The sequence below is a fragment of the Pseudoflavonifractor intestinihominis genome, assembly GCF_040096055.1.
Classification (GTDB): domain Bacteria; phylum Bacillota; class Clostridia; order Oscillospirales; family Oscillospiraceae; genus Pseudoflavonifractor; species Pseudoflavonifractor intestinihominis.
On sequence record NZ_JBBMFK010000017.1, the window covers coordinates 1 to 24,739 of the forward strand.

The 24,739-nt window shown below is 63.1% G+C and carries 26 protein-coding genes and 1 pseudogene; 15 read left to right on the forward strand and 12 right to left on the reverse strand.

Annotation, left to right across the window (positions count from 1 at the left end; all coding sequences use genetic code 11):
- Positions 1-124, reverse strand: a pseudogene (locus tag WMO64_RS10755) (glucosamine-6-phosphate deaminase); the annotation flags it as partial.
- Between the two features lie 284 nt (positions 125-408).
- Between WMO64_RS10755 and WMO64_RS10760 the strand changes: the two are divergent.
- From WMO64_RS10760 to leuA, 4 genes are all read left to right on the forward strand, one after another.
- Positions 409-990, forward strand: coding sequence for a DUF3793 family protein (locus WMO64_RS10760; protein WP_349231974.1), 582 nt, complete (start codon positions 409-411; stop codon positions 988-990).
- A gap of 43 nt (positions 991-1,033) precedes the next feature.
- Positions 1,034-1,462 carry a flavodoxin gene (locus WMO64_RS10765; RefSeq protein ID WP_294518217.1) on the forward strand — a complete coding sequence of 143 codons (429 nt, stop codon included), beginning with the start codon at positions 1,034-1,036 and terminating at the stop codon, positions 1,460-1,462.
- Positions 1,463-1,475: 13 nt separating this feature from the next.
- Positions 1,476-1,886 carry a metal-dependent transcriptional regulator gene (locus WMO64_RS10770; protein WP_294518215.1) on the forward strand — a complete coding sequence of 137 codons (411 nt, stop codon included), beginning with the start codon at positions 1,476-1,478 and terminating at the stop codon, positions 1,884-1,886.
- 350 nt (positions 1,887-2,236) lie between these two features.
- On the forward strand, positions 2,237-3,928 hold the full coding sequence (gene leuA / locus WMO64_RS10775; RefSeq protein ID WP_294518213.1) for a 2-isopropylmalate synthase: 1,692 nt from the start codon (positions 2,237-2,239) through the stop codon (positions 3,926-3,928).
- A gap of 52 nt (positions 3,929-3,980) precedes the next feature.
- Here leuA and ispE read toward each other — a convergent pair whose 3' ends face one another.
- From ispE to WMO64_RS10800, 5 genes are read right to left on the reverse strand one after another with little or no spacing between them, the layout of a single operon-like run.
- Positions 3,981-4,841, reverse strand: a complete 861-nt coding sequence (ispE, locus tag WMO64_RS10780; RefSeq protein ID WP_349231975.1) for a 4-(cytidine 5'-diphospho)-2-C-methyl-D-erythritol kinase — start codon at positions 4,839-4,841, stop codon at positions 3,981-3,983.
- A 55-nt stretch (positions 4,842-4,896) separates the two neighbouring features.
- Complete coding sequence (locus tag WMO64_RS10785) at positions 4,897-6,177, reverse strand: DUF1015 domain-containing protein (protein WP_349231976.1); 1,281 nt, start codon at positions 6,175-6,177, stop codon at positions 4,897-4,899.
- A gap of 35 nt (positions 6,178-6,212) precedes the next feature.
- The gene (thrH, locus tag WMO64_RS10790; RefSeq protein WP_349231977.1) at positions 6,213-6,815 is read right to left on the reverse strand and encodes a bifunctional phosphoserine phosphatase/homoserine phosphotransferase ThrH; all 603 of its coding nucleotides are present in this window, start codon (positions 6,813-6,815) and stop codon (positions 6,213-6,215) included.
- A 38-nt stretch (positions 6,816-6,853) separates the two neighbouring features.
- Complete coding sequence (locus WMO64_RS10795; protein WP_294518205.1) at positions 6,854-8,047, reverse strand: pyridoxal phosphate-dependent aminotransferase; 1,194 nt, start codon at positions 8,045-8,047, stop codon at positions 6,854-6,856.
- Positions 8,044-8,523 (reverse strand): Lrp/AsnC family transcriptional regulator, encoded by a 480-nt coding sequence (locus tag WMO64_RS10800; RefSeq protein ID WP_294518202.1) that lies wholly within the window; start codon positions 8,521-8,523, stop codon positions 8,044-8,046. The genes WMO64_RS10795 and WMO64_RS10800 overlap by 4 nt, the downstream gene beginning before the upstream one ends.
- A 600-nt stretch (positions 8,524-9,123) precedes the next feature.
- Between WMO64_RS10800 and WMO64_RS10805 the strand changes: the two genes are divergently transcribed.
- From WMO64_RS10805 to WMO64_RS10855, 11 genes are all read left to right on the forward strand, one after another.
- A complete protein-coding gene (locus tag WMO64_RS10805) occupies positions 9,124-9,453 on the forward strand; it encodes a hypothetical protein (RefSeq protein WP_349231978.1) in 330 nt (109 codons plus the stop codon).
- A gap of 48 nt (positions 9,454-9,501) precedes the next feature.
- Positions 9,502-10,557 (forward strand): V-type ATPase subunit, encoded by a 1,056-nt coding sequence (locus WMO64_RS10810; RefSeq protein WP_349231979.1) that lies wholly within the window; start codon positions 9,502-9,504, stop codon positions 10,555-10,557.
- Between the two features lie 31 nt (positions 10,558-10,588).
- A complete protein-coding gene (locus tag WMO64_RS10815) occupies positions 10,589-12,556 on the forward strand; it encodes a V-type ATP synthase subunit I (protein ID WP_294518196.1) in 1,968 nt (655 codons plus the stop codon).
- A gap of 86 nt (positions 12,557-12,642) precedes the next feature.
- The gene (locus WMO64_RS10820; RefSeq protein ID WP_148317651.1) at positions 12,643-13,074 is read left to right on the forward strand and encodes an ATP synthase subunit C; all 432 of its coding nucleotides are present in this window, start codon (positions 12,643-12,645) and stop codon (positions 13,072-13,074) included.
- A gap of 198 nt (positions 13,075-13,272) precedes the next feature.
- The gene (locus tag WMO64_RS10825; RefSeq protein ID WP_294518192.1) at positions 13,273-13,581 is read left to right on the forward strand and encodes a V-type ATP synthase subunit F; all 309 of its coding nucleotides are present in this window, start codon (positions 13,273-13,275) and stop codon (positions 13,579-13,581) included.
- Positions 13,582-13,619: 38 nt separating this feature from the next.
- Entirely contained in the window at positions 13,620-14,240 is a 621-nt protein-coding gene (locus WMO64_RS10830) for a V-type ATP synthase subunit E (protein ID WP_294518190.1), read from the forward strand.
- Between the two features lie 48 nt (positions 14,241-14,288).
- A complete protein-coding gene (locus tag WMO64_RS10835) occupies positions 14,289-16,052 on the forward strand; it encodes a V-type ATP synthase subunit A (RefSeq protein ID WP_294518188.1) in 1,764 nt (587 codons plus the stop codon).
- Between the two features lie 23 nt (positions 16,053-16,075).
- Positions 16,076-17,503 carry a V-type ATP synthase subunit B gene (locus tag WMO64_RS10840; protein WP_294518186.1) on the forward strand — a complete coding sequence of 476 codons (1,428 nt, stop codon included), beginning with the start codon at positions 16,076-16,078 and terminating at the stop codon, positions 17,501-17,503.
- 19 nt (positions 17,504-17,522) lie between these two features.
- Positions 17,523-18,152, forward strand: coding sequence for a V-type ATP synthase subunit D (locus WMO64_RS10845; RefSeq protein WP_294518184.1), 630 nt, complete (start codon positions 17,523-17,525; stop codon positions 18,150-18,152).
- Between the two features lie 135 nt (positions 18,153-18,287).
- Entirely contained in the window at positions 18,288-18,584 is a 297-nt protein-coding gene (locus tag WMO64_RS10850; RefSeq protein WP_294518182.1) for a DUF2089 family protein, read from the forward strand.
- Positions 18,585-18,589: 5 nt separating this feature from the next.
- On the forward strand, positions 18,590-18,919 hold the full coding sequence (locus WMO64_RS10855; protein ID WP_349231980.1) for a hypothetical protein: 330 nt from the start codon (positions 18,590-18,592) through the stop codon (positions 18,917-18,919).
- A gap of 61 nt (positions 18,920-18,980) precedes the next feature.
- On the opposite strand, the gene WMO64_RS10860 is transcribed toward WMO64_RS10855, so the two are convergent.
- The 6 genes from WMO64_RS10860 to metF form a co-directional block, all read right to left on the reverse strand.
- The gene (locus WMO64_RS10860) at positions 18,981-19,157 is read right to left on the reverse strand and encodes a hypothetical protein (RefSeq protein WP_349231981.1); all 177 of its coding nucleotides are present in this window, start codon (positions 19,155-19,157) and stop codon (positions 18,981-18,983) included.
- Positions 19,158-19,197: 40 nt separating this feature from the next.
- Positions 19,198-19,935, reverse strand: coding sequence for a hypothetical protein (locus WMO64_RS10865; RefSeq protein WP_349231982.1), 738 nt, complete (start codon positions 19,933-19,935; stop codon positions 19,198-19,200).
- Between the two features lie 166 nt (positions 19,936-20,101).
- The gene (locus tag WMO64_RS10870) at positions 20,102-20,668 is read right to left on the reverse strand and encodes a uracil-DNA glycosylase (RefSeq protein ID WP_294518178.1); all 567 of its coding nucleotides are present in this window, start codon (positions 20,666-20,668) and stop codon (positions 20,102-20,104) included.
- The gene (locus WMO64_RS10875; protein WP_349231983.1) at positions 20,665-23,076 is read right to left on the reverse strand and encodes a homocysteine S-methyltransferase family protein; all 2,412 of its coding nucleotides are present in this window, start codon (positions 23,074-23,076) and stop codon (positions 20,665-20,667) included. Before WMO64_RS10875 ends, WMO64_RS10870 begins: the two co-directional genes overlap by 4 nt.
- A gap of 11 nt (positions 23,077-23,087) precedes the next feature.
- Positions 23,088-23,738, reverse strand: coding sequence for a Vitamin B12 dependent methionine synthase activation subunit (locus tag WMO64_RS10880; RefSeq protein WP_349231984.1), 651 nt, complete (start codon positions 23,736-23,738; stop codon positions 23,088-23,090).
- Positions 23,735-24,595, reverse strand: a complete 861-nt coding sequence (gene metF, locus WMO64_RS10885) for a methylenetetrahydrofolate reductase [NAD(P)H] (RefSeq protein ID WP_294518171.1) — start codon at positions 24,593-24,595, stop codon at positions 23,735-23,737. The genes WMO64_RS10880 and metF overlap by 4 nt, the downstream gene beginning before the upstream one ends.
- Positions 24,596-24,739: the final 144 nt, after the last annotated feature.

Sequence of the window (24,739 nt, forward strand, 5' to 3'; positions counted from 1 at the left end):
TGGGAGAGGAGCCGGTGGCCAGGCCCAGCACGCACTCCGGCTTCAGGATCACCTGGGCCGCGATGATCCGCGCCGCCCTCTCGCTCATCTCTTCATAGTTTTCCGCTGCATAGATCCGAATCATGGCACATTTCTCCTTTTTTCATTCTTATACCTTGCCCATTGGGGCCTTTCTTTAGTTCTATTCTAACTTCTGCCGCCTGTTTAAGCAAGGCCAGATCCTGCGTATTTTTTGTCCAATCGTCTTTCTTCTTCGCCCCGCTGTCTGTCCGTGCAAATTAGCTGTTGACAACCGCTTGTGGATGTGCTATCTTTCCAGTAGGTTAGTTCTAGCTAACCTCCGTGCAGGTGTTCTGCATTTTCTTTTTCCTATTAGGTTAGCTATAGCTAACAAAAGGAGGCGTACCAATGTCCCGCGCCCGGTTTGAACGCTCGGTGGCCTACCACTGCGCTCCGGCGCTGGTAGGGCTCAAACCCGCCAGCCTCATCTCCCTCTCGGCGGAGGACTACCCCGCCCTTCCCCGTCTGGCTGCGGACTACTCCCGCCTTCTGGCGGCGCGGGGCATCCGGATGGAGGTGCTGTGCCGGTGCCGCCGGCGCTTTCTCCTGCTGGTCTACCGCCCCGCCCTGCTGGAGCGGTGTCTCCGCTCCGCCCCGGTGGCGGAGCTGCTGGCGGAGACCGGCTACCCGGTCGGAGACTCCTGCGCCGCCCTGCTCCGCCGCCTCAGCAGCCGTATCACTGCGGGAGGTGCGTTCCCCCACGAGCTGGGCCTGTTTCTGGGCTATCCCCCCGGGGATGTGGCGGCCTTTATGGCCCACGGCGGCAGCAACTGCCGGCTGTGCGGCGAGTGGAAGGTCTATCAGGACGTGGAGGGGGCCAGGCGGCAGTTCCAAAAGTTCGCCCTCTGCCGCTCCGCCCTGTGCACCCGGCTGGCGCAGGGCCGCTCCCTACTGGGCCTGCTGGGTGCGGCGGAATACCCGGCGGCGTGATTTCAACCATTCCATTTCTCTCAAAATTCAAGGAGGTTTTATTATGAGCAAGCTTGCAGTCATCTATTGGAGCGGCACCGGCAACACCGAGGCCATGGCCCAGGCCGTGGCGGAGGGCGCCCGGGAGGCGGGGGCCGACGTGTCCCTCTTCTCCGTATCTGAAATTTCCGCCGCCGACGCCGCCGGGTACGACCGGCTGGCTCTGGGCTGCCCCGCCATGGGCGCCGAGGTGCTGGAAGAGGGGGAGTTCGAGCCCTTCTTCGAGGAACTGTCCGGCAGCCTGTCCGGCAAGCCGGTGGCCCTCTTCGGCTCCTACGGCTGGGGCGACGGCCAGTGGATGCGGGACTGGTACGACCGTACCGCCGCCGCCGGCGCCGTCCTCCAGGGCGGCGAGGGCCTGATCTGCAACGAGATGCCCGACGACGACGCTCTGGCCGCCTGCCGGGACCTGGGCCGGGCGCTGGCGGGCTGAGGAAGGAGGCGCCATGGAACTCTCCCACACCGCCTGCCGCTATCTGCTCACCATCTACGAGCTGGGCGGCGGCCTGGAGGCCGTGCGCTCGGTGGACGTGTCCCGGCGGCTGAACGTGGCCGCCTCCAGCGTGGCCCATATGCTGGGCATCCTGGACCGGGAGGGCATGATCGAACGGCGGCGCTACGGCCGGGTCCGCCTCACCTCCTCCGGCCTGCGCTGGGCCAACAGGCTCTACACCGACCGGGTCCTGCTGGAGGCCTATCTCCGGGAGCACCTGGGCGTGGACGGCGAGACCGCCCGGCTGGACGCAGACCGGTGCCTGTGCTGCCTCTCCCCCACCACCCGGGCGCGGATGAGCGAGATGGTCCTGTCAGGCACGCCCCTGCCCTCGGTGCTCTTCCGCCAGGCCCTGTGCTCCTGACCTGCTACTTGACAAATGTCCTTTCTTCCGCTAGAATAGATGCAATCACATTGCAAAAGGCGAGGAAGGGAAGAAGGCGCGGCACATCCCGCTCAGAGAGCCGGTGGCAGGTGCGAACCGGTGTGAGGATGCCGTGCGGATACTGGTCCCTGAGCCGTCCGCCCGAACTGCAGTAGGGCGGAACGTCCGGCCCCGTTACCGGCCACGGCCTTGTTGGAGGCCAATGAGCGCCTGCCGGAGACGGTTGGCGGAAGCAGGGTGGTACCGCGTATTCTACGCCCCTGACCTAATTGTTTTAGGTCAGGGGCGTTTTTCGTCCCCTGACCGTACGACCAAAGGAGGTCCCTGTCATGAAAAAAGCCTATGAAAAGTACATCCCCTTTGTCCCCCTGAAGATGGACCACCGCACCTGGCCCGACAAGCAGATCACCAAGGCCCCCATCTGGTGCTCGGTGGACCTGCGGGACGGCAACCAGGCCCTGGTGGACCCCATGAACCTCCAGGAAAAGCTGGAGTACTTCCACACCCTGGTGGACATCGGCGTGAAGGAGATCGAGATCGGCTTCCCCTCCGCCAGCGAGACCGAGTACGAGATCTGCCGGGAGCTCATCGAGGGCGGTCACATCCCCGACGACGTGACCATCCAGGTTCTGGTCCAGGCCCGGCCCCACCTGATCCAGAAGACCTTTGAGGCCATCCGGGGCGCCAAACACGTCATCCTCCACTTCTACAACTCCACCTCCACCCTCCAGCGCAAGGTGGTGTTCCACATGGACATGGCGGGCATCACCAAGATCGCCACCGACGCCGCCCAGCTCATCTACGAGCTGTCCCAGCCCGTCATCGCCGAGGGCATGGACCTGCGGTACGAGTACTCCCCCGAGTCCTTCATGGGCACTGAGATGGACTACGCCGTGGAGATCTGCCAGGCGGTCATCGAGGCCATCCACGCCACGCCGGAGAAGAAGATCATCCTCAACCTGCCCACCACAGTGGAGAACTGCATGCCCAACTACTTCGCCGACGAGCTGGAGTACTTCATCTCCAAGCTGCCCAGCCGGGACAGCGCCATCATCTCCCTCCACCCCCACAACGACCGGGGCTGCGGCGTGGCCACCGCCGAGATGGGCCTGCTGGCCGGCGCGGAGCGGATCGAGGCCACCCTGTTCGGCAACGGCGAGCGCACCGGCAACGTGGACATGGTCACCCTGGCCCTGAACATGTACACCCAGGGCGTGGACCCGGAGCTGGACTTCTCCGACATCAACAAGATCAAGTCCATGTACGAACGGTGCACCAAGATGAAGGTGGGCGAGCGGCAGCCCTACGCCGGCGAGCTGGTGTTCACCGCCTTCTCCGGCTCCCACCAGGACGCCATCAACAAGGGCACCGCCTACATGGAGGAGAGCGGCAGCGAGTACTGGGAGATCCCCTACCTGCCCATCGACCCGGCGGATGTGGGCCGGCAGTACGAGCCCATCATCCGCATCAACTCCCAGTCGGGCAAGGGCGGCGCGGCCTACGTCATGCACCACAACTTCGGCTTTGATCTGCCCAAGGCCATGCACCCCGAATTCGGCCACATCGTCCAGGTGGAGACCGACCGGGTGGGCACCGAGCTCAAGCCGGAGCGGATCTACGAGCTGTTCAAGGAGAACTACATCGACGCCACCGCACCCTACCAGCTGGTGCGCCACTCCTTCGCCGAGTTCACCGATGAGGAGGGCCACTCCCACGTCACCTTCGCCGGTACCCTCCGCCACAAGGACACCACCTTCCAGGTCAACGGCTCGGGCAACGGCCCCATCGACGCCTTCTTCAACGCCATCCACGGCCAGAAGATGGACCGCTTCACCTTTGTGGACTACAAGGAGCACGCCATCTCCGACGGCTCCGACTCCATGGCCGTGGCCTACATCCAGCTGCGGGACCAGGAGGGCAAGGACCACTTCGGCGTGGGCATCTCCCACAACATTAACCTGGCCCCCCTCAAGGGCATCCTGTCCGCCATCAACCGGGCGGTCAGCGGCAAAGAAGCATAAGAAAACAGCAAGATGGCCCGCTGTCTGAGACAGCGGGCCATCTTTTTGCCGTTTATACCACTTGGGTCAGGAAGGTGTCCCGGTAGGACACCGCCAGCTCCTCCCATGCCGCATGGGCGGCGGCGGGGTCGTCGAAGAGCCCGAACACGGTGGGGCCGGTGCCGCTCATGCAGGCCCCCAGGGCGCCGTACTGGATGAGGGCGTTGCGGAGGGAGGCGATCTCAGCGGCCTTCCGCTCGGGGAGCACATCCTCGAATACGTTGTACAGCCGCCGGGCCACACCCTCCAGGTCCCGCCGCTCCAGGGCCTCCAGCATGCCCGCCGTGTCGGGGCGGCAGCGGAGCTTCACGGAGTCGATGCGGCCGAAGAGCTCGGGGGTGGACACCGGGAACGGGGGCTTGCACAGCACCACGTGGCACTGGGGCAGCGGGGGCAGCGGGGTGAGCCGCTCTCCCCTGCCCTCGGCCAGGGCGGTGCCGCCGTAGACGCAGTAGGGCACGTCGGACCCCACCCGCGCTCCGATCTCCGCCAGCTGTTCCACCGGCAGGTTGACCCCTGTCATCTGGTTCAGGGCCCGGAGCACCGCGGCGGCGTCCGTGCTGCCGCCGGCCATGCCGGCGCACACGGGGATGCGCTTTTCGATCCGCAGGGCCAGCCCTCCCAGGTCCGTGCCGGTGGCCTCGCAGAACCGGAGGGCGGCGGCGGCGGCCAGGTTCCGCTCGTCGGTGGGCAGGAACTCCTTGTCCGTCTCCACCGTCAGCCCGCGGCCGGTGCCCGTCTCCAGGGTGATGGTGTCGTGGAGAGACACGGACTGCATCACCATCCGCAGGTCGTGGTATCCGTCCGGCCGGGCTCCCAGCACGTCCAGGGTCAGATTCAGCTTGGCAAAGGCGCGCACTTCCATTGTGGCCATACAGGTCTCCTCCGGCAAAGGGGGGTGGACGGCGGCTGGCCGCCCACCCCCGCTCTTATCTGATTTTCCGCGCCTCCAGATAGAAGCGCTTTTCATTTGCCTCCCCCAGGGAGAAGGTCTTGCGGGGCAGGACCCCGTCGTGCAGAATGATGGAGAACAGCCGCTCCTTGTCCAGGGCGTGGAGCAGGAAGGCCACGTTCCCCGGCCGGGCGGCCAGCTCCCGGGCCACGTCGGCGCCGTGGATATAGTCCATACGGCAGCGGTGGGCGATGGCGTAGTCGTCCAGGAAGGGCTGGAGCGTGCCCACCGGCAGGCGGGAGGTGGGATGAGGCACGGTCACCACCCCTGCGCCGTCCCGATGGACAAAGGCCAGGGAGTGGCCCTCCCCCGGCCCCAGGTGGGCCCCCGGGAAGGCGGCCAGGAGCTGCCGGATCATGTCCTCCGGGTCCACGCCGAAGAGGACCCGGTGGATGGGCCGGAACTCCAGAGACTGGTCGTGGAGATTCACCAGCTCACACATGGTATACCGTGCGGGCAGCGAGGCCCACCGCTCCGGGGGCGTGAGCCGCTTCTGCCGCTCATAGCACTCCTTGGCCACGGCCAGGGAGTGGTTGCCGTCCCCCACGGCGAAGAGCAGGGGCGCGCCGCTGTCCCTGTCGTACCGCAGGCGGAAGGCGGCGGGGTCGGCAAGGGCCCGGAGGGCGGAGGCCACGGTGGCCTTCTCGTCCTCCCCCAGCAGCCAGCCCTTCAGGTGGCCGCCCTGCTCCATCAGGTCAAAGTCGTAGAGCACCTCCAGCCGGTCACGGGCCGCGGTCAGCGGGTCCATGACAGTGCAGTCCGGGTCGTCGGCCAGGAGCATGGCGTGGGGCAGCTCGATGGGCGCGTTCTTCCGCACCGCCACCCGGGGCGGGATGCGGCTGAGCACCGTGCCCTCGGTGCCCCGGATCAGGGTGCCTGAGCCGGGCTCGTAGTCGTACTGCTCCAGGTCCACCATGCCCAGCAGGCCCCGGCGGACCCGGCCGCCGGACAGGGTGCGCTCCACGTAGATCATGGCGTCGGGCAGGGTGCGGAACCGGCCCTCCCGCAGGTAGCGGGTCATGGTGTTGTTCACATCCATGATGTCGGTCTCCACATCCGGCCCTTCCAGGCAGCTCTCGGGAAGGATGAGCCGCAGGGCCGACGGCGCGGAGCCCACATACTCCTCCACCCGCTGCCAGTATTCCGGCTGGGAGGTGTACTGGTCGCAGGGCGCCACCGACCACTTGGCATACTCACAGTTCTGGGGCAGCAGGATGTCGGCCGGGACGAAGGGCAGTCCGTCAAAGCATCTATCCATGTCTCTCACTCACTTTCCGCCGGCGTTCCGGCCGGTCAGTCCATGGCGTTGCGGATGGCGGCCAGCAGGTCGTCAAACGCCTCATAGGCGGGGATCTGGGGGTAGTCGGCCTTGATCTGCTCCGTGGTGCGGAACAGGAACCCGGCCTTGCTGGCCTGGATCATGCCCAGGTCGTTGAAGCTGTCGCCCGAGGCGATGGTGTCGTAGCCGATGGACTGGAGGGCCTTGACGGTGGTCAGCTTGGACTGGGGGCAGCGCATTTTGAAGCCGGTGATCATGCCGTCGGGGGCCACCTCCAGGGTATTGCAGAACAGGGTGGGCCAGTCCAGCTTCTTCATCAGGGGCTGGGCGAACTGCTCAAAGGTGTCGCTGAGGATGATCACCTGGGTGAAGCTGCGCAACTCATCCAGGAACTCCTTGGCACCGGGCAGCGGATCGATGGAGGCGATGGTGGCCTGGATCTCCTTCAGGCCCAGGCCGTGCTCCTTCAGCACCCCCAGACGCCAGTGCATCAGCTTGTCGTAGTCGGGCTCGTCCCGGGTGGTGCGCTTGAGCTCAGGGATGCCGCTGGCCTCGGCAAAGGCGATCCAGATCTCCGGCACCAGCACACCCTCCATATCCAGACAGGTAATATACATCTCTGCGTCCCCTTTCTCGGCGTTGATGGATGCCCCGCTCAGTTTCCGGCGGAGCGGGCCTGCTTCTTGCGCAGGTTGGTGAGGAAGTTGTCCATGCGGGTCAGGGCCTCGGCGATGTCCTTCATGGAGGTGGCGTAGCAGCAGCGGATGAAGCCCTCGCCGCCGGGACCGAAGGCGGTGCCCGAGATGACGGCCACCTTCTCCTCCATCAGGAACCGCTCGCAGAACTCATCGGAGCTCAGGCCGGTGGAGCGGATGTCGGGGAACACGTAGAAGGCGCCCTTAGGCTCAAAGCAGGGCAGGCCGATGCGGCGCAGGCCCTCCACCAGGTAGCGGCGGCGGCCGTCGTACTCGTCCCGCATGCGCTCGATGTCCCGGTCGCCGTTGCGCATGGCCTCCACGGCGGCGTACTGGCTCACGGTGGGGGCGGACATGATGCCGAACTGGTGGAGCTTGAGCAGCTGCTTGATGATCTCCTTGGGACCGCAGACGTAGCCCATGCGCCAGCCGGTCATGGCATGGCTCTTGGAGAAGCCGTTGATGACGATGGTGCGCTCATACATGTCGGGGATATTGGCGATGGAGGTGTGGTGCATGCCGTAGGTCAGCTCGGAGTAGATCTCGTCGGAGATGACCATGATGTCGGTGCCCCGCAGCACCTCGGCGATGGCCTCCAGGTCGGACCGCTCCATCACCGCGCCGGTGGGGTTGTTGGGGAAGGGCAGCACCAGGGCCTTGGTCTTGGGGGTGATGGCCTTCTTCAGCAGCTCGGGGGTGAGGCGGAACTCGTCCTCCGCCCGGGTCTCCAGCAGCACGGGAGTGCCGCCGGCCATGGAGGTCAGAGGCCCGTAGCACACAAAGGAGGGCACCGGGATGATGACCTCGTCGCCGGGATTGACCAGGCAGCGCAGCGCCAGATCGATGCCCTCGCTGCCGCCCACGGTCACCACGATCTGGCTGGCAAAGTCGTACTTCAGGTCAAAGCGGCGCTCCAGGTAGGAGGCGATCTCCCGCCGCAGCTCGGCCAGGCCCGCGTTGGAGGTGTAGCGGGTGCGGCCCTTCTCCAGGGAGTAGATGCCCGCGTCCCGGATGTGCCAGGGGGTGACAAAGTCGGGCTCGCCCACGCCCAGGGAGATGGCGTCCTTCATCTCCTCCAGAATATCGAAGAACCGGCGGATGCCGGAGGGCTGGACCTCCTGGATCCGCTGGGACATGATCTGCTGGTAATTCATACGAAAATAAACTCCCTTTCTCCCGGCGCCTGCTTTTCGAAGATCAGGTGCTTCTCTTTGTATTTTTTCAGAATGAAGTGGGTGGCCGTGCTGGTGACGCCCTCCAGCGGGGCCAGCCGGTCGCTGACAAAGGAGGCCACCTCCCGCAGGGTGCGGCCCGAGATGATCACCGTGAAGTCAAAGGCGCCGCTCATCAGATACAGGGCCTCCACCTCGTCGTACTGGTAGATGCGCTCGGCGATGCGGTCAAAGCCCTCCTCCCGCTGGGGAATCACCTTCACCTCGATCAGGGCGGTCACGTCCTCCCGGTCCGTAGTGTTCCAGTCCACAATGGCCTGGTAGCCCAGAATCACCTTGTCCTCTTCATATTTCTTAATGGCGGCGTCCACTTCCTCCACCGTCATATTTGCCATCGCGGCGAGCTGCTCGTGGGTAAGGGTGCAGTCCTCTTCCAAGAGCTGGAGCAGCTTGGTCATGCAGATCTCCTCCTGTCATTGTGTTTCGCCCGCCGCCCTGCGGCAGGTGCGGAGCCGTCCTCCGCTTAATATTCCTATTATAATGCGTATGGAGCAGCGCCGCAAGGGGCGGCGGGCGTTTTTTCTTCCGCCGGAGGCCTGTGCTCCGGCCAAACCTCGCTCCCCAAAAACGACATTTTGCCCCCCCGTCTGTGCAACATTTCACCCCTGCTTCACTCCGCGCCTCTGCCCGGCGCTTCCGCCCCGCCGGGGCAAAAACCGCCGCGCTGTCCACGCCTCCGCCCGCAGCCGGGCTCTCCGCCCCGAAGCCTGGGATTCCAACGCCTCCGGGCTTTTCGGTCCGACCCATTGTAGAGCCAAATTCTCCCTCCTGCAAGGCTTTTTCACACATTTTCCAGCTTGTCCAACCATTTCTTCCCCACCCCCGTCCCTATTTGCCGAATGACAGAATCCGCCGCCCCATACCGGTCAAAATTTTGTCTATTTTCCAGTGGAAATTCCTGAACCAAAGTGCTATGATGAGGTGTAATTGATGCATAGCTAATTATTCGCGCGTTTTCTTTTCCAATTGGGAAACGCACCCGGAGGTGACAGTACAGTATGGAAACGGAATACATTGATCTGGTAAACAGAATCATTGCCGCGGAGCATACCGCACAGGAGATCGCCCGTGAGGCGCAGGAAAAACAGCAGTCTCTGGACGCCGACCTGGAGCGGGACATCTCCCACATGCGGGAGGACTATTTCGCCCGTGCCAAGCACCGGATCGAAACGGTGGAAAAGGCCGAGCGGAAGAGTGCTGAAGAGGACATCGCAAAGCTGGACCAGCGTCTCAAGGAGGCCATGGACAAGGTGGAGCGGGCCTATCAGCAGAACAAAGACCAGTGGGTGGACACGCTCTTCCTCAGAATCGTGGGCGGCCAGTCCTGATGCGCCCGGCTCCCCTATCCTATGGGCGCAGAAAGGAGTGGTCGTGACATGATCGACAGCTATATGCGATACGGTGCCCTTGCCGCCAAGGTAAAGGCGCTGTACGGCAAGCGCCTTCGTTTTTCTGACTTTGAGCACATGGCGGGTCTGCCCAACGAGCAGAGCATCCTGGATTACCTCCGCAGCCAGCCCGGCTGGTCTGCCGCGGTGTCCGCCGCTCTGTCCGCCATGACCCCCTCCGGCTACGTTGGCCGCATGGAGCTGGAGGACGCCCTTCGCCTTCAGGTCTGGCGGGAATATGAGGGACTCAATCACTTTGTCCCCCGTCCCGACAAGAACCTGGTGGCATTTCCCCTGCGGCAGGCGGAGCTGCTGGCCATCTTAGGCACGCTGCGCCGCCTCAAGTCCCACGGACGGGTCCGGGAAGGCGTGCTCGCCATGCCCAACCTGCCCTTCAAGGTGAACCGGAAGGCTCTCGCCTCCTGCAAGGACTATAACGGCCTGCTGGCCGCTGTGCAGGGCAGCATCTATTACGAGCCTCTGCTCCACATCCGGCCCGATGACCCGAATGTGCTCCCCGATTACACCACCACGGAGGCCCTCCTCCGCTCCACCTACTTCTCCCACATCTACCGCATCATCTACAAGTCCTATGCCGGCGAGACCAAGTCGCTGCTGCTGCGGGGAATGGGCGAGCGGGTGGACCTGCTCAACATCATCCACATTCTCCGGCTCAAGACCTACTTCCCCGGCGACGACCAGTACTACTCGGCGCTCTTCCCCATGAACTACAAGCTCAAGCCGGAGAAGATCAAGGCCATGTGCGACGCTTCCGACGTCTCTCAGGTATTCGCAGTACTGCAGGATACCCCGTATGCCGGGCGCTTTACCGCTCAGGACGTAGCCAGTGTGGAGGACTGCTACCGCCGTTCCTTCTACACCTTTAATAAACGGCAGCTGGTCTCCGGACCGCCCTCCATCTACACTGCTGTTTCCTACCTGAACGTGAAGTCCACCGAGCTGAAGGCTCTGGTGAACGTCATCGAATCGGTCAAATATGGTGCCCATTACGATGAGGAGTTCGCCCGTCTTGTGGGTGAATGACCCCACCCGTAAAGTTTGAAAGAAAAGGGAGATGGTCTGTTTGTCAGTCATCCCGATGAAGTTACTCACCATTGCGGGACCCCTGGATCAGTTCGACACAGTGGTGCGTGAGTGCGTCATCAACCAGGAGTTCCACCCGGAAAACACCCTTCAGACCATGAAGGATGTCAAAGGGCTTCGTCCCTTTGAGCTGAACAACCCCTATACCACCCTCCTCCGCCGTGCCGAACAGGTGGCGGATGAGGCCGGTATCCCCCTGGAGTACGAGCCCTTCGAGTCTGCTCTGGGGGACGACCCCGCCAACTTCTCCGACTACTTCGACACCCTGGAGAAGCGGGTCAACGACCTGACCCAGAAGCGGGAGGACCTCCTTCAGGAGGCCAAGAACGACCGCAACCTGGTGCTCCAGCTGCAGAAGCTGAAGGGCGTCGCCGCCAACCTTGAGGATCTGTGGAACCTGGACTTCTCCCGGTTCCGGTTCGGTTACCTGCCCCGTGAGACCTACGACAGTTTCCAGAAGACCCTCAACGAGGACGACAGCATCCTCTTCTTCCCCACCAGCATTGAGCCCAAGCTGGTCTACGGCGTGTATTTCACCACCAAGGCTGCCCACGAAAAGGTGGACGCCCTCTTCAACTCCCTCCACTTCGTCCGGCTCCACATCGATGCCCACGCCCACGGCTCCGCCGACCAGGCCATCATCGAGCTGACCGCCGAGGCGGAGGCCGCGGAGAAGGCCGCCGAGCAGGCCAAGCAGGACATCTTCGGCCTCAAGCCCGCCGAGCACGACCGGCTGCTGGCCGACTACTGCTACCTGCGCTACATGAACGACGCCTACGACATGCGCCGCTTCGCCGCCCACTCCCGTGAGACCTTCTACCTCATGGGCTGGGTGCCCAGCGACAAGATCGAGGAGATCCAGGCCAAGCTGGGCAAGTTTGACCGGCTCTCCTGCGTGGTGGACAATGCGGGCGACCTGCCCGACATGACGCCCCCCACCAAGCTGAAGAACTCCTTCCTGGGCCGGGTCTTCCAGCCCTTCCTGGAGATGTACGGCCTGCCCGCCTACAACGAGATCGACCCCTCCGTCTTCATGGCCATCACCTACTGCCTGTTCTTCGGCATCATGTTCGGTGACCTGGGACAGGGCCTGTGCCTGGCCGTCATCGGCTTTGCGCTGGCCAAGTGGAAGAAGATGTGGCTGGGCAACATCATCACCTGCTGCGGCCTGTCCGGCGCCATATTCGGCTGCATCTACGGCAGCGTGTTCGGTATGGAGGACATCCTCCCCGGCTTCAAGATCATGGAGGAGAGCGTGCTCTCCGGCATGGGCGAAGTGAGCAACGTTCTGCTGCTGCTGGTCATGTCCATCATCCTGGGCGTGATCATGCTGGCCTTCGTCATGGTGGTCAACATCATCAACGGCGTGCGCCAGCACAACTTCGAGAAGATCCTCTTCGGGCCCAACGGCGTGGCCGGCATGGTGTTCTACCTGGGCCTCATCGGCGCCGCCGTGTCCACCCTGCTCTTCGGCGTGAACCTGTTCGTCCCCGCCTACGTCCTGCCCGTCATCGTGCTGCCCCTGGTGCTCATCCTCTTCAAGGAGCCCCTCTCCCTCATGCTGGAGGGCAACCCCGAGTGGAAGGAGATCCAGATCGGCGGCCTGATCGTCACCGGCTTCTTCGAGCTGTTTGAAACCTGCCTGTCCTTCCTCACCAACACCCTGTCCTTCATGCGTGTGGGCGCTTACGCCATCACCCACGTGGGCCTGATGCTGGTGGTCCAGATGCTGGCCAACATGGCCGGCGGCCTGGCCAGTCCGGGCGGCATCATCGTCATGATCCTGGGCAACCTGTTCGTCATGGGCTTTGAGGGCCTGCTGGTCGGTATTCAGGTGCTCCGTCTTGAGTTCTATGAGCTGTTCGGCCGCTTCTATGACGACGGCGGTGTGGCTTACGAGCCCAAGATCATCGATTACACGTCCCGCAGCGCGGCCTGATGGCCGTCCAGATGGGACAATCAGCATCTTTTATTCTGCCCAATGGGCTGAATATAGGTTCCAAGTGATTTTAGGAGGTCTATAAAATGAAATACCTGGTTCTTCTTCTGGCTACCTTTGCCGTTTTCTGCCCCCTGTTCCTCATTGGCATCCGCAAGTACACCGGCAAGCGGGCCAAGAACGCTCTGATGGCCAATGTCTGCTCCTTCTTCGGCTGCCTGGTGCTGTGCACCGTGGTGGGCATCGGCGGTGCCGCCGGCGCTGCCGACGTGTCCGTTGAGGCCGCTACCGCTTCCGCCAACGGCATCATGATGGGTCTGAAGTACATCGGCGCCGCTCTGGCCGTGGGCCTGTCCGGCATCGGCGGCGGTATCGCCGTCGCTTCCTCCGCTTCCGCCGCTCTGGGCGCCATCTCCGAGAACGACAAGGCCTTTGGTAAGGCCCTGATCTTCGTCGGTCTGGCCGAAGGCGTCGCCCTGTACGGCCTGATTGTGGCCCTGCTCCTCCTGTTCACCTAATACGACAGGCGACTGTTCCCCCTGGCCGGCCCGCCCCACAGGGCGGCGCCGGCCAAAACCTCCCCTGCGCGGGAGCCGGCACAGTCTCTCTGGCCCGGCTTCCGCCGCTGTCCGCCCCAGGGCGGGCAGCGGCGGGGTCCTCCATCCGCCGGAGGTTTTATTTCCTGACTGCGCGCCGAAAGGCGCATGGAGGTCTGTATGAAGTATTTTGTTATCACTGACAGCACCGATACCCAGGTGGGCCTGCGTCTGGCGGGTATCGAGGGCGTGGTGGTCCGGGAGATCCCCGAGGCCCGGAAGGCCATTCAGGACGCCGCGGCCGACCCCGACATCGCCGTCCTCCTGGTGACGGAGAACCTGGCGGCCAAGTGCTCTGACCTGCTGGAGCCCCTGAAAATGAGCTGCCATATCCCTCTGGTGGTAGAAATTCCGGACCGTCACAGCACCGGCCGTGCCTCCGACTCCATCACCCGTTATATCCGCGAGGCCATTGGGGTCAAACTTTGACCTGTGTCCTCCTCTTTTAACCAAAGGAGGTTTCTTCCATGTCTGAACTGAACAAAAAGCTGGACCACTTTACGTCCACGCTTCTGGCTGAGGCCACCGCTGAGACCGACCGGGTCCTCAGCGAGATCAAGGCCCAGCACGATAATTCCTACTCCGAGGCCGAGGACAAGATCCTGGCCGAGGCTTACCACTACATCCGCACCGAGGTGTCCCGCATCCGCAGCGAGGAGGGCCGCAAGGTCTCCCGCCACATGCTGGACAACAAGAAGACCCTCTACCTCCGCCGTGAGGCCATCGCCAGCGAGGTCTTCGAGGCGGTGCGGGACCGCATCGTCGCGTACAGCGCCACCCCCGACTACCGCAAGCGGCTGACCGAGGTGGCCCGTCAGGCCGTGGATACCCTGAAGGGCGCCGATGACATCGTCATCCACCTGCGCGCCGAGGATATGGACCAGTCCGCCGCCATCACCGCCGCTCTGGGCGGCGTGAAGGTGACCTTCGAGGCCGATCCCACCATCCTGCTGGGCGGCCTGACGGCCGTGTCCGCCTCCCTGGGCCGCCGCGTGGATGCCACCTTCGGCACCGCCATGGCCGAGCTGAACGGACACTTCGCCGAGATCTTCGGCCTGTCCCTGTCCGACGATCTGACCGAGGAGTAAGACCGCGTCCCCGGTCCCTGATTACCTGTTTGTTGTGAGGATGATACTATGAGCCAATATGTTATCAAGGGCGTCAACGGCCCTGTTGTCACCGTCGTCGGCGGCCAGGGGCTTGCCATGATGGACATGGTGCACGTGGGTAATGAGGGTCTGATTGGCGAGGTCGTAGGCGTGAGCGGCGGCGTGACCACCGTGCAGGTCTACGAGGACACCGCCGGTCTGGCCCCCGGTCAGCCCGTCACCACCACCGGCGCGCCCATGTCCGTCAAGCTGGGCCCCGGCCTGCTGAGCAATATCTTCGACGGCATTGCCCGCCCCCTGAACGTGATCCAGGACAAGGCCGGCCCCTTCATCACCCGCGGCATCAACATCTCCGCCCTGGACGAGGAGAAGCTGTGGGACACCACCATCACCGTCAAGGTGGGCGACGCCATCCGTCCCGGCACTCAGTACGCCTACTGCCAGGAGACCTCCCTCATCCAGCACCGCTGCCTGGCCCCCGCCGGCGTGGAGGGCAAGGTGACCCGGGTCCTGCCCAACGGCAGCTACAACGTCAACGAGGTCCTGGTGGAGGTCACCAACCTGTACGGCAAGGTGTTCAAGCTCTGCCTGTCCCAGGACTGCCGCATCCGTACCCCCCGGCCCATGGCCGAGCGTCTGCCCATCTCCCGCCCGCTGATCACCGGTCAGCGGATCATCGACACCCTCTTCCCCATCGGCAAGGGCGGCGCCGCCGCCATCCCCGGCCCCTTCGGCGCCGGCAAGACCATGACCCAGCACCAGCTGGCCAAGTGGTCTGACGCCGACATCATCGTCTACCTGGGCTGCGGCGAGCGCGGCAACGAGATGACACAGGCCCTGGAGGAGTTCTCCGAGCTGCTGGACCCCAAGAGCCACCAGCCCCTGATGAACCGCACCATCCTGATCGCCAACACGTCCAACATGCCTGTGGCCGCCCGTGAGGCCTCCGTCTACACCGGCATGACCATCGCCGAGTACTACCGCGATATGGGCTACCACGTGGCCCTGATGGCCGACTCCACCTCCCGTTGGGCCGAGGCTCTGCGTGAGATCTCCGGCCGTCTGGAAGAGATGCCCGCCGAGGAGGGCTTCCCCGCCTACCTGGCCTCCCGTCTGGCCGAGTTCTACGAGCGCGCCGGCTACGTGAAGACCCTGGAGGGCAAAGAGGGCAGCGTCACCGTCATCGGCGCCGTCTCCCCTCAGGGCGGCGACTTCTCCGAGCCCGTCACCCAGAACACCAAGCGTTATGTCCGTACCTTCTGGGGCCTGGACCGCGCTCTGGCCTACGCCCGTCACTTCCCCTCCATCAACTGGCTGACCTCCTACTCGGAGTACACCACCGATCTGAAGCCCTGGTATGACGCCAACGTGGGCACCGACTTTGTCCCCTGCCGCAACAAGATCGCCAACCTCCTCCAGGAGGAGGCCTCCCTGATGGAGATCGTCAAGCTGATCGGCGCGGACGTGCTGCCCGAGGACCAGAAGCTGGTCATTGAGACCGCCAAGCTCATCCGCGTGGGCTTCCTGCAGCAGAACTCCTATAACCCCATCGATACTTACGTCCCCCTGGATAAGCAGCTGAAGATGATGCAGGTCATCCTGCGCCTGTACGACGGCGCCAAGGCCCTCATCGCCCGCTCCATCCCCCTCTCTCAGCTCAAGGCCACCGGCATTTTCGAAACCCTGGCCAAGATCAAGTATGAAGTCACCAACGACCAGATGGAGAAGTTCGCCGACTATGAGAAACAGGTGGACGAGGCCCTGGACAAGGTGGACAAAGCCAACCGCTGAGACGAGATTTTTGAGGTGATTTTATGCGCATGGAATACATCGGCCTGTCCGAGCTGTCCGGTTCTCTGATCGCCCTTCAGGGCGTGGAGGACGTGGCCTACGACGAGATGGCCGAAATCACCCTGGAGAACGGCGAGCGCCGCTACGGCCGTGTCATCACGGTTGACGGCGACAAGGCCATCCTCCAGGTCTTCGAGGGCACCAAGGGTATCTCCCTGGAAAACGCCCGCACCCACTTCACCGGCAAGCCCATGGATATCGCCCTCTCCCACGAGATGCTGGGCCGTATCTTTGACGGCGCCGGCCGGCCCATTGACGGCCTGGGTGAGATCTACCCCGAGCAGCGCCGGAACATCAACGGCTCTGCCATCAACCCGGTGTCCCGGCAGTACCCCCGCTCCTGCATCTACACCGGTATCTCCGCCATTGACGGCTGCTCCACGCTGATCCGCGGCCAGAAGCTGCCTATCTTCTCCGGCGCCGGCATGAAGCACAACGAGCTGGCGGCTCAGATCGTCCGCCAGGCCCGCGTCGGCGACCAGGACGGCGACTTCGCCATCGTGTTCGCCGCCATGGGCGTCAAGAACGATACCGCCGAGTTCTTCCGCCGCAACTTTGAGGAGGCCGGCGCCCTCCAGCGGGTGGTCATGTTCATGAACCTGGCCTCCGACCCCATCATCGAGCGTATCCTGACCCCCCGCTGCGCCCTCACCGCCGCTGAGTATCTGGCCTTTGATCTGGGCTACCACGTGCTGGTCATCATGACTGATATGACCTCCTACTGCGAGGCCGTCCGTGAGTTCTCCTCCTCCAAGGGCGAGATTCCCTCCCGTAAGGGCTTCCCCTCCTACCTGTACTCCGACCTGGCCTCCCTCTACGAGCGCGCCGGCATGATCAAGGGCCGCCCCGGTTCCGTGACCCAGGTGCCCGTCCTGACCATGCCCAACGACGATATCACCCACCCCATCCCCGACCTGACCGGCTACATCACCGAGGGCCAGATCGTGCTGGACCGTGATATGGACCAGAAGGGCGTCTATCCCCCCATCTCCATCCTGCCCTCCCTGTCCCGTCTGATGAAGGACGGCATCGGCAAGGGCTTCACCCGTGACGACCACCCCGACGTGTCCAACCAGCTCTTCGCGTCCTACTCCAAGGTGCAGGACGCCCGGAGCCTGGCCAGCGTTATCGGTGAGGATGAGCTGTCCGAAATCGACAAGAAGTACCTGGAGTTCGGCAAGGCCTTCGAGGCCCTGTTCATCAACCAGGACATGGGCGACAACCGGACCATCGACCAGACCCTGGACCTGGGCTGGAAGCTGCTGAGCATCCTGCCCAAGAGCGAGCTGGATCGTATGAGCAGCGCCACCATCGAGGCCCACTATGTGGAGGGCGCCTACAAGACCATCCTGCACCCCGAATCCGCCGGCGGAGACGGGAAGCTCAACTAACCTGAGAGGAGGCCCGTAAATGGCCGCTGTCTTACCAACCAAAGGCAACCTGATGGCCACCAAGCGCTCCCGCGCACTGGCTCAGACGGGCTATGAGCTGATGGACCGGAAGCGGAACATCCTCATCCGGGAGATGATGTCCCTGATGGAGACCGCCAAGCAGGTCCAGGACCAGATCGACACCGTCTTCACCGAGGCCTATGCCTCCCTCCAGACCGCCAACATCAAGCTGGGCATCTGCGACCGGATCGCCGAGGCCGTTGACGTGGACGAGAGCCTGGAGGTGCAGTACCGCTCGGTCATGGGCGTGGAGCTGCCCCATATCCCCGACCGGTCCGCTCCGGTCCGGCCCGAGTACGGCTTTGCCTCCACCAGCTCCGAGCTGGACGAGTGCTACCTCAAGTTCCACCAGGTGAAGGAGCTGGTGCGCCAGCTGGCGGAGGTGGAGACCTCCATCTACCGCCTGGCCACCGCCATCAAGAAAACCCAGAAGCGTGCCAACGCCCTGAAGAACATCGTCATTCCCGGCTTCAACAACACCATCCGCTTCATCACCGAAGCGCTGGAGGAGAAGGAGCGGGAGGAGTTCACCCGTCTGAAGGTCATCAAGTCCTTCCAGACCAAGAAGCGTTCCCGCACAAGCGCCTGATCAAATACCGCCGCTGGACAGCAGTCCGGCGGCGGTATTTTTTATCTATTTTATTTTTAATATATTTCATATTGACTTTTATAAAATTAAAGTTTATATTAATATTATGAAAGTCACAGAGAGGAGGTTCTGTCCATGTCCATTGACCGAGTCCCGGGCTGGATGGCCGAACTGGAGGAGGAGGACGCGGCCTTTATCCGCAACTTTCTCCTGTGCTCCGGCTCCCTCAAGGATATCGCCAGGCAGTACGGCGTGTCCTACCCCACTGTCCGCCTCCGGCTGGACCGGCTGATCCAGAAGATCAAGCTCAGCGAGGAGGCCGACCAGGACCCCTATGTGGCGCTGATCAAACGCCTGGCCGTCAATGAGAAGCTGGACTTCGACACGGCAAAGCTCCTGATTCAGGAGTACCGCAGGCAGAAGAAGGAGTGAATTGTATGTCCACTATTCTGGCTATCGTTCTGTTTCTAGGTGCGCTTCTCGTCTATATCTGTATTTTGGGCCTGGTGCAGTATCTGCTCTGCCGGCTGACACCCCCCTGGCCCGGCCTGATTATCCCTGTGCTCTCCGGCATCGGTTCCGTGACTCTGTCCCTCCTGTTCCTGTTCAATCTGGCTGCCTTCTCCCTTCCGGCCGTGCTCATGTCCCTCCTCCTGCTGGTATTGCTCAACCTGCCCACCGCGGTATACATTGTTATCTATCATATCACCCGCCGCCGTCTCCAGGAGCGGGACGAGGTGGAGCGCATGAATCTCCAGGACCTGTGACCCACATATAACAGCCGCCCGCTGTCTTTCGGACAGCGGGCGGCTGTTTCTCTTTTTCAGTTCATTCTTCTTCCTCACGTGACCAGTCCGACACCATATGCAGCTCCCCCGAATCCATGTCCATCGCCATATGGTCGTCCATCCGCATCAGCAGGTCCCCATCGGAATCAATCGCCATGCGGTCTGAGATGGTATAGGCAAAATCCCCGTCGTCATAGTCAAAGAAATGCTTTCCCATGGAATACCGTTCTCCTTTCGCTTCTCTTTCGTCTCCGCTGTCAGAGCATGATGCGGTATCCGCTCTGAAGCTGCTGCCAGCTACATGCGCTCTGCGGTCTTATCTGCTGTCTTATCTGATTATATACATTGTTTACGGCTTCAATATAGCAGACAAAGGAGGGGCGATTCATAAGCATATTCTCACCTGGACAGGTTAAGCGGCCGCAGCCTCTCAGGTACCCGTTTTTGATTTTCAGATACTCCTCTCGCAGCTGTGCCCATCTTCCATGTTCTTTGATCCAGTCTGCCTTTTCTTCGAGCTCCTCTGAGTTCCGTACAATATTCCAGTAGTATTGGTCGCAAATAGTAATTCCTGTTTTTTCATGAATCAGCCTGTGGCCCGCTTTATTCCGCATCGTAATGCAGACATCAATGGAAAATTCCGTTCTGTTTCCTTTTCTGAACTGTATCCTCGGGCTTGTCAGGCAGGAGGTGGAGTCCTGGCAGTCCCCGATTCCATATTCATTCAGGGCCTCATTGAACGCATTTCTGACGCGCTCCTTGATGCCCCGGCAATCACGAAAATCCTCACATCTGCGGATCTCCAGGTTGTAGTCCAGGTCCACCGGCTCGTCGGCATTCTGCAAGATGAGATTCCTCCCGCCGCTGCCCACCAGCTGGAAGCCCGCCCCGATGTCATACTCGTCCTTCAAGCGATGGCACAGGCTCTGCATGATTTCTCCTGCCAGGTTCCGCATGCTGCTCTCAAACTTCCTGTCGTCCAAATAGTGGTACATATACCTTCTCCTTTCTTTTCCCCAACCGACCATTCAGACTTGGAATCTAAATCATTGTATTATATCTGTACTGGATATGATTGTCAATTCTTTTTTTCAATTTCTTTGCCCACATAGAAAAATTCTCCTGCCGCCATGAGGGACAGCAGGAGAATTTTTTTGTCGCTCAATAGGTCCTGGTGCAGATTTCCCTGATCTTAGCCTGGAGGGACTTCAGGTCCTCAAAGGCGGCGGGACGCCAGCCAGGGTTGCGCAGCAGGGCCGCCGGGTGGTACATGGCGGTCATGTGCACCCCCGCCTTTTCCACCCACTGGCCGTGCTCCTTGGTGATCTTGAAGTCCTCCTTGATCAGCTTCATGGCGGCGATCCGGCCCAGGCACACGATGATCTTGGGCCGGATGATGGCCACCTGGTTGCGCAGATAGCCGATGCAGGCCTCCTGCTCCACGTTGAGGGGGTCCCGGTTCTGGGGCGGACGGCACTTGACCATGTTGGTGATGTAGATCTTGCTCCGGTCCAGATCGATGATCTCCAGCATGTCGTCCAGCAGCTTGCCGGCCCGGCCCACAAAGGGCTCTCCCTTCAGGTCCTCCTGTTCGCCGGGTCCCTCGCCGATGAACATGACCTCGGCGTTGGGATTGCCCGCGCCGAACACCACGTTGTGGCGGGTCTCAGCCAGGGCGCACTTCCGGCAGGCCATACACTCGGCCTGGAGCCCTTCCCAGTTCTTCATGCCTTCTCCTCCCTGTTCTCCGTTGCGTAGACTTCCTTGGCGTAGCGGACGGTGGCCATGGCGTCCCTGGCGTAGCGGTCGGCGCCAATGCTGGCGGCGTACTCCTCGGTGAGCACCGCGCCGCCCACCACCACCTTGACGCCGCTGCCGCTCTCCCGCAGGGCCCTGATGGTCTCCTCCATGCTGACCACCGTGGTGGTCATGAGGGCGCTCAGGCCCACCAGACGGACACCGGGGGCGGCGGCCGCCTCCACGATCGTCTCCGGGGCCACGTCCTTGCCCAGGTCCACCACTTCAAAGCCGTAATTCTCCAGCAGGACCTTGACGATGTTCTTGCCGATGTCGTGGATATCTCCCTTGACGGTGGCCAGCACCACCTTGCCCTGCTTCTCCTGGGGCTGGCTGGCCATGGCGGCCTTGACCACCTCGAAGGCCGCCTTGGCCGCCTCGGCGCTCATGAGCAGCTGGGGCAGGAAGAGGATCTTTTTCTCAAAGTCCTGGCCCACCTTGTCCAGGGCGGGGATCAGGGCGGTGTTGACCAGCTCCAGGGGCTCCACGCCCTTTTCCAGGTTCCTGCGGGCGGCCCGGGCCGCCTCCTCCTGCATGCCCCGCATCACACACTCCTCCAGGGACAGGCTGGCCGCGGCGGCAGGGGTGGCAGCGGCGGCCGCGGTCTGGCCGCTGTACGCCTCGATATAGCCGCCGCACTGGCTGTCCAGCCCGGCCAGGGCGCAGTAGGACCGCCAGGCCCCCATCATACCCTCAGCCAGAGGGTTGATGATGGCGCAGGACAGCCCGGCCTCCAGGGCCATGGCAAAGAAATTGGCGTTGATGATGTCCCGCCGGGGCAGGCCGAAGGACACGTTGGACACGCCCAAAATGGTGTGTCCCCCCAGCTCGTCCCGCACCCGCCGGAGAGTCTCCAGGGTGACCACCGCCGCCTTGGGCTCGGAGGAGACCGTGAGGGTCAGGCCGTCGATCACGATGTCCTCCGGCGGGATGCCGTACTCCGCTGCGGTGTCGTAGATCTTCCGGGCCACTGCCAGGCGGCCCTCGGCAGTCTCGGGGATGCCGCCCTCGTCCAGGGCCAGGCCCACCACCACGCCGCCGTACTTGCGCACCAGGGGGAACACCGCCGCCATGCTCTCCGCCTTGCCGCTGACCGAGTTGATCATGGGCTTGCCGTTGTAGCGGCGCATGGCACGGGCCATGGCCTGGGTGTCGGAGGTGTCGATCTGCAGGGGCAGGGGGATGACGCTCTGGAGGGCGCACACCGCCTCCTCCAGCATGGCGGGCTCGTCGATCTCGGGCAGGCCCACGTTCACGTCCAGGATGTGGGCCCCGGCCTCCTCCTGGGCGAACCCTTCATTCAGGATATACTCCAGGTCATGGTTCCGCAGGGCCTCCTTGAAGTGCTTCTTGCCGGTGGGATTGATGCGCTCGCCGATGATGACGGGCATGGGGCCGATCTCCACCGCCCGGGAGAAGGAGGACACCACAGTCCGCCGCTTCCGCTCCGGCGGGGTGACGGGGATATCCCGGCAGGCGGCGGTGAGGGCGCGGATGTGGTCGGGGGTAGTGCCGCAGCAGCCGCCCAGGCCCCACACGCCCAGCTTTGCAATGCGCTCCATAACGGCGGCAAACCTCTCCGGGTCCACGTCGAACACGGTCCTGTCCCCCTCCCGCCGGGGCAGGCCGGCGTTGGGGTTGACCACCACGGGCACGGACGCCAGCTTCACCAGCTCCTCGGCCAGGGGGAGCATCTGCTCCGGACCCATGCCGCAGTTGACGCCCAGGGCGTCCACCCGCAGGCCCTCCAGCAGGGCCACGGTGGAGGCGATAGTGCCGCCGGTGAGCATCTTGCCGTTCTCGTCGTACACCGTGGTCACCACCACGGGCAGGTCGCTGTTCTCCTTGGCCGCCAGCACGGCCGCCTTGGCCTCGTAGCCGTCGCTCATGGTCTCGATGAGCACCAGGTCGGCCCCGGCCTGGGCGCCCACCCGGACCACTCTGGCAAAGAGGGACACCGCGTCCTCAAAGTCCAGGTCCCCCATGGGGCGCAGCAGCCGCCCGGTGGGACCCATGTCCAGGGCGATGTAGGCGTCGGCCTCACGGCCCGCCTCCGCCCTGGCACGCTTGGCGTTGTCCACGGCCGCCCGGATGATCTCCTCCAGGTCCCATTCTCCGCCGTCGGGGAACTTCAGGGCGTTGGCCCCGAAGGTGTTGGTGCAGATGACGTGGCTTCCCGCGTCCAGATAGGCCCTGTGCACGGCCTGAATCCGTTCGGGATAGCGCAGGTTCCAGGTCTCGGGCAGCTCGCCGCCCTTCAGGCCCTGGGCCTGCAGCAGAGTGCCGGTGCCACCGTCAAAAAAGAGGCGCTCCCGCCCCAGTTTCTCCAAAAAACTCATACATCCTCCTGTTATCTGCGAAAGGCGCAGTCGGTCTTGTCACAGGCCTCGCAGCCCTGCCGGTGGCAGGGCGCCGCCTGACGGGACATGCCGATCACCGCGGTGACCGACTTCATGGGGGCCAGCAGCATCTGCTCTGTCACGGTCAGGCCGATCCTGGCCGGGGTCTGGAGCAAAGTTGTGATGTCGCGCTGGTGGGCGATGGAGAAGTCCCCGTAGCCGGGGCTGAACCGGGGCCGGAGATACCAGCCCTCCTCCTCCGCCTTACGGCGCAGCTCCTCGCAGGCGCTGTCGCAGCATACCTCGATGAGGGAGGCCGCCGCGGCCTGGAGGATCACCGCCTCGCTCATCCGCACGGCGGTAGCCCTGGCGATGAGCCGGTCGGCCTCCACCCCCAGGGTGGCGGCGAAGAAGATCACCTGCTCACAGCCCTTCAGGTTGCGGGACAGGCTTTTGCTCTCCACCCGGACCTCCCCCAGCTCCAGCGCCCCGTCGGGCAGGTGGGCGAGGGGGAACGCCCGGCTCACCCACCGGGGGGTGACCGCCTGTTCCAGCCGCTTGGCGCAGGCGCGGATGGTCTGCTCCATGGCGCTGTCCGGCGGTGTGTCCCTCCGGTAGCCTAAGTACCGGCAGATCTCGCTGTAGTCCGCCTCCAGGGTCACTTCAGGACCTCCGACAGGCTGGCCTGAATGCCGGCGGCGATCTCCGGCTTGTTCATGGAGTAGATGTGGATGTGATTGACGCCGTTGGCGATCAGGTCGATGATCTGTCCGGCGGCGTAGGCCACGCCGGCCTGGCGCATGGCCGCCGGATTGTCCCCGAACTTGTCCACAATGGCCTTGAACTTTTCTGGCAGATAGGTGCCGGACAGCTTGCAGATGCGGGTCATCTGCTTGCCGTTGGTCACGGGCATGATGCCCGCCACCACGGGCACGGTGATGCCCTTCTCCCGGATGCGGTAGAGGAAGTTGTAGAGGATGTTGTTGTCAAAGAACATCTGGGTGGTGAGGAACTCACAGCCCGCCTCCACCTTGGCCTTCAGATGGTCGATATCGCTGGCCTTGGTGGGGGATTCGGGGTGCCCCTCGGGGTAGCAGGCGCCGCCCACGCAGAAGTCTCCGCTGGCCTTGATCTCCCGCACCAGCTCGGCGGCGTAGTGGTAGTCGTGGGCCGGGGCGCCGCCGGCGGGGATGTCCCCCCGCAGGGCCAGCACGTTGCTGATGCCGCTCTCCTTCAGCTTGCCCAGCACTTCATGGACATGCTCCCGGGTGGAGGAGGCGCAGGTCAGGTGGGCCAGAGGCTCCACGCCGTACCTGTCCCGGATGCCCGCGGCGATGCCCACGGTGTAGTCGCTGGTGCCGCCGCCGGCGCCGTAGGTGACGCTCATAAAGTCGGGCCTGAGGGCCGCGATCTCCTGGGTGGCCTTTGCCACCGACTCGTAGGAGTCGCTAGTCTTGGGGGGGAAGACCTCGAAGGACAGGGTGACCTTGTCCTGGTTGAGAATGTCAATGATTTTCATGTCTGGGTTCTCTCCTTTGGATGTGCCTCAGCGCCAGGGGCCGGCGGTCCCGGCGGCGGCCGATTCAATGCTGTCCATTATAGCACACTTCATCGGTAAAGTTCACCTTTTTTCTTTCATGGGAAATTTTTGAAAAAAATAACC

Bases quoted from the DNA above. Each gene is read 5' to 3' on its own strand.
- thrH (WP_349231977.1), bottom strand. From the start codon at position 6,815: ATGTATATTACCTGTCTGGATATGGAGGGTGTGCTGGTGCCGGAGATC.
- WMO64_RS10815 (WP_294518196.1), top strand. From the start codon at position 10,589: ATGGTCTGTTTGTCAGTCATCCCGATGAAGTTACTCACCATTGCGGGA.
- WMO64_RS10810 (WP_349231979.1), top strand. From the start codon at position 9,502: ATGATCGACAGCTATATGCGATACGGTGCCCTTGCCGCCAAGGTAAAG.
- WMO64_RS10770 (WP_294518215.1), top strand. From the start codon at position 1,476: ATGGAACTCTCCCACACCGCCTGCCGCTATCTGCTCACCATCTACGAG.
- WMO64_RS10760 (WP_349231974.1), top strand. From the start codon at position 409: ATGTCCCGCGCCCGGTTTGAACGCTCGGTGGCCTACCACTGCGCTCCG.
- WMO64_RS10850 (WP_294518182.1), top strand. From the start codon at position 18,288: ATGTCCATTGACCGAGTCCCGGGCTGGATGGCCGAACTGGAGGAGGAG.
- WMO64_RS10785 (WP_349231976.1), bottom strand. From the start codon at position 6,177: ATGGATAGATGCTTTGACGGACTGCCCTTCGTCCCGGCCGACATCCTG.
- WMO64_RS10840 (WP_294518186.1), top strand. From the start codon at position 16,076: ATGCGCATGGAATACATCGGCCTGTCCGAGCTGTCCGGTTCTCTGATC.
- WMO64_RS10835 (WP_294518188.1), top strand. From the start codon at position 14,289: ATGAGCCAATATGTTATCAAGGGCGTCAACGGCCCTGTTGTCACCGTC.
- ispE (WP_349231975.1), bottom strand. From the start codon at position 4,841: ATGGCCACAATGGAAGTGCGCGCCTTTGCCAAGCTGAATCTGACCCTG.
- WMO64_RS10825 (WP_294518192.1), top strand. From the start codon at position 13,273: ATGAAGTATTTTGTTATCACTGACAGCACCGATACCCAGGTGGGCCTG.
- WMO64_RS10820 (WP_148317651.1), top strand. From the start codon at position 12,643: ATGAAATACCTGGTTCTTCTTCTGGCTACCTTTGCCGTTTTCTGCCCC.
- WMO64_RS10875 (WP_349231983.1), bottom strand. From the start codon at position 23,076: ATGAGTTTTTTGGAGAAACTGGGGCGGGAGCGCCTCTTTTTTGACGGT.
- WMO64_RS10845 (WP_294518184.1), top strand. From the start codon at position 17,523: ATGGCCGCTGTCTTACCAACCAAAGGCAACCTGATGGCCACCAAGCGC.
- WMO64_RS10870 (WP_294518178.1), bottom strand. From the start codon at position 20,668: ATGAAGAACTGGGAAGGGCTCCAGGCCGAGTGTATGGCCTGCCGGAAG.
- WMO64_RS10800 (WP_294518202.1), bottom strand. From the start codon at position 8,523: ATGACCAAGCTGCTCCAGCTCTTGGAAGAGGACTGCACCCTTACCCAC.
- WMO64_RS10855 (WP_349231980.1), top strand. From the start codon at position 18,590: ATGTCCACTATTCTGGCTATCGTTCTGTTTCTAGGTGCGCTTCTCGTC.
- WMO64_RS10765 (WP_294518217.1), top strand. From the start codon at position 1,034: ATGAGCAAGCTTGCAGTCATCTATTGGAGCGGCACCGGCAACACCGAG.
- WMO64_RS10795 (WP_294518205.1), bottom strand. From the start codon at position 8,047: ATGAATTACCAGCAGATCATGTCCCAGCGGATCCAGGAGGTCCAGCCC.
- metF (WP_294518171.1), bottom strand. From the start codon at position 24,595: ATGAAAATCATTGACATTCTCAACCAGGACAAGGTCACCCTGTCCTTC.
- WMO64_RS10865 (WP_349231982.1), bottom strand. From the start codon at position 19,935: ATGTACCACTATTTGGACGACAGGAAGTTTGAGAGCAGCATGCGGAAC.
- WMO64_RS10805 (WP_349231978.1), top strand. From the start codon at position 9,124: ATGGAAACGGAATACATTGATCTGGTAAACAGAATCATTGCCGCGGAG.
- WMO64_RS10860 (WP_349231981.1), bottom strand. From the start codon at position 19,157: ATGGGAAAGCATTTCTTTGACTATGACGACGGGGATTTTGCCTATACC.
- leuA (WP_294518213.1), top strand. From the start codon at position 2,237: ATGAAAAAAGCCTATGAAAAGTACATCCCCTTTGTCCCCCTGAAGATG.
- WMO64_RS10830 (WP_294518190.1), top strand. From the start codon at position 13,620: ATGTCTGAACTGAACAAAAAGCTGGACCACTTTACGTCCACGCTTCTG.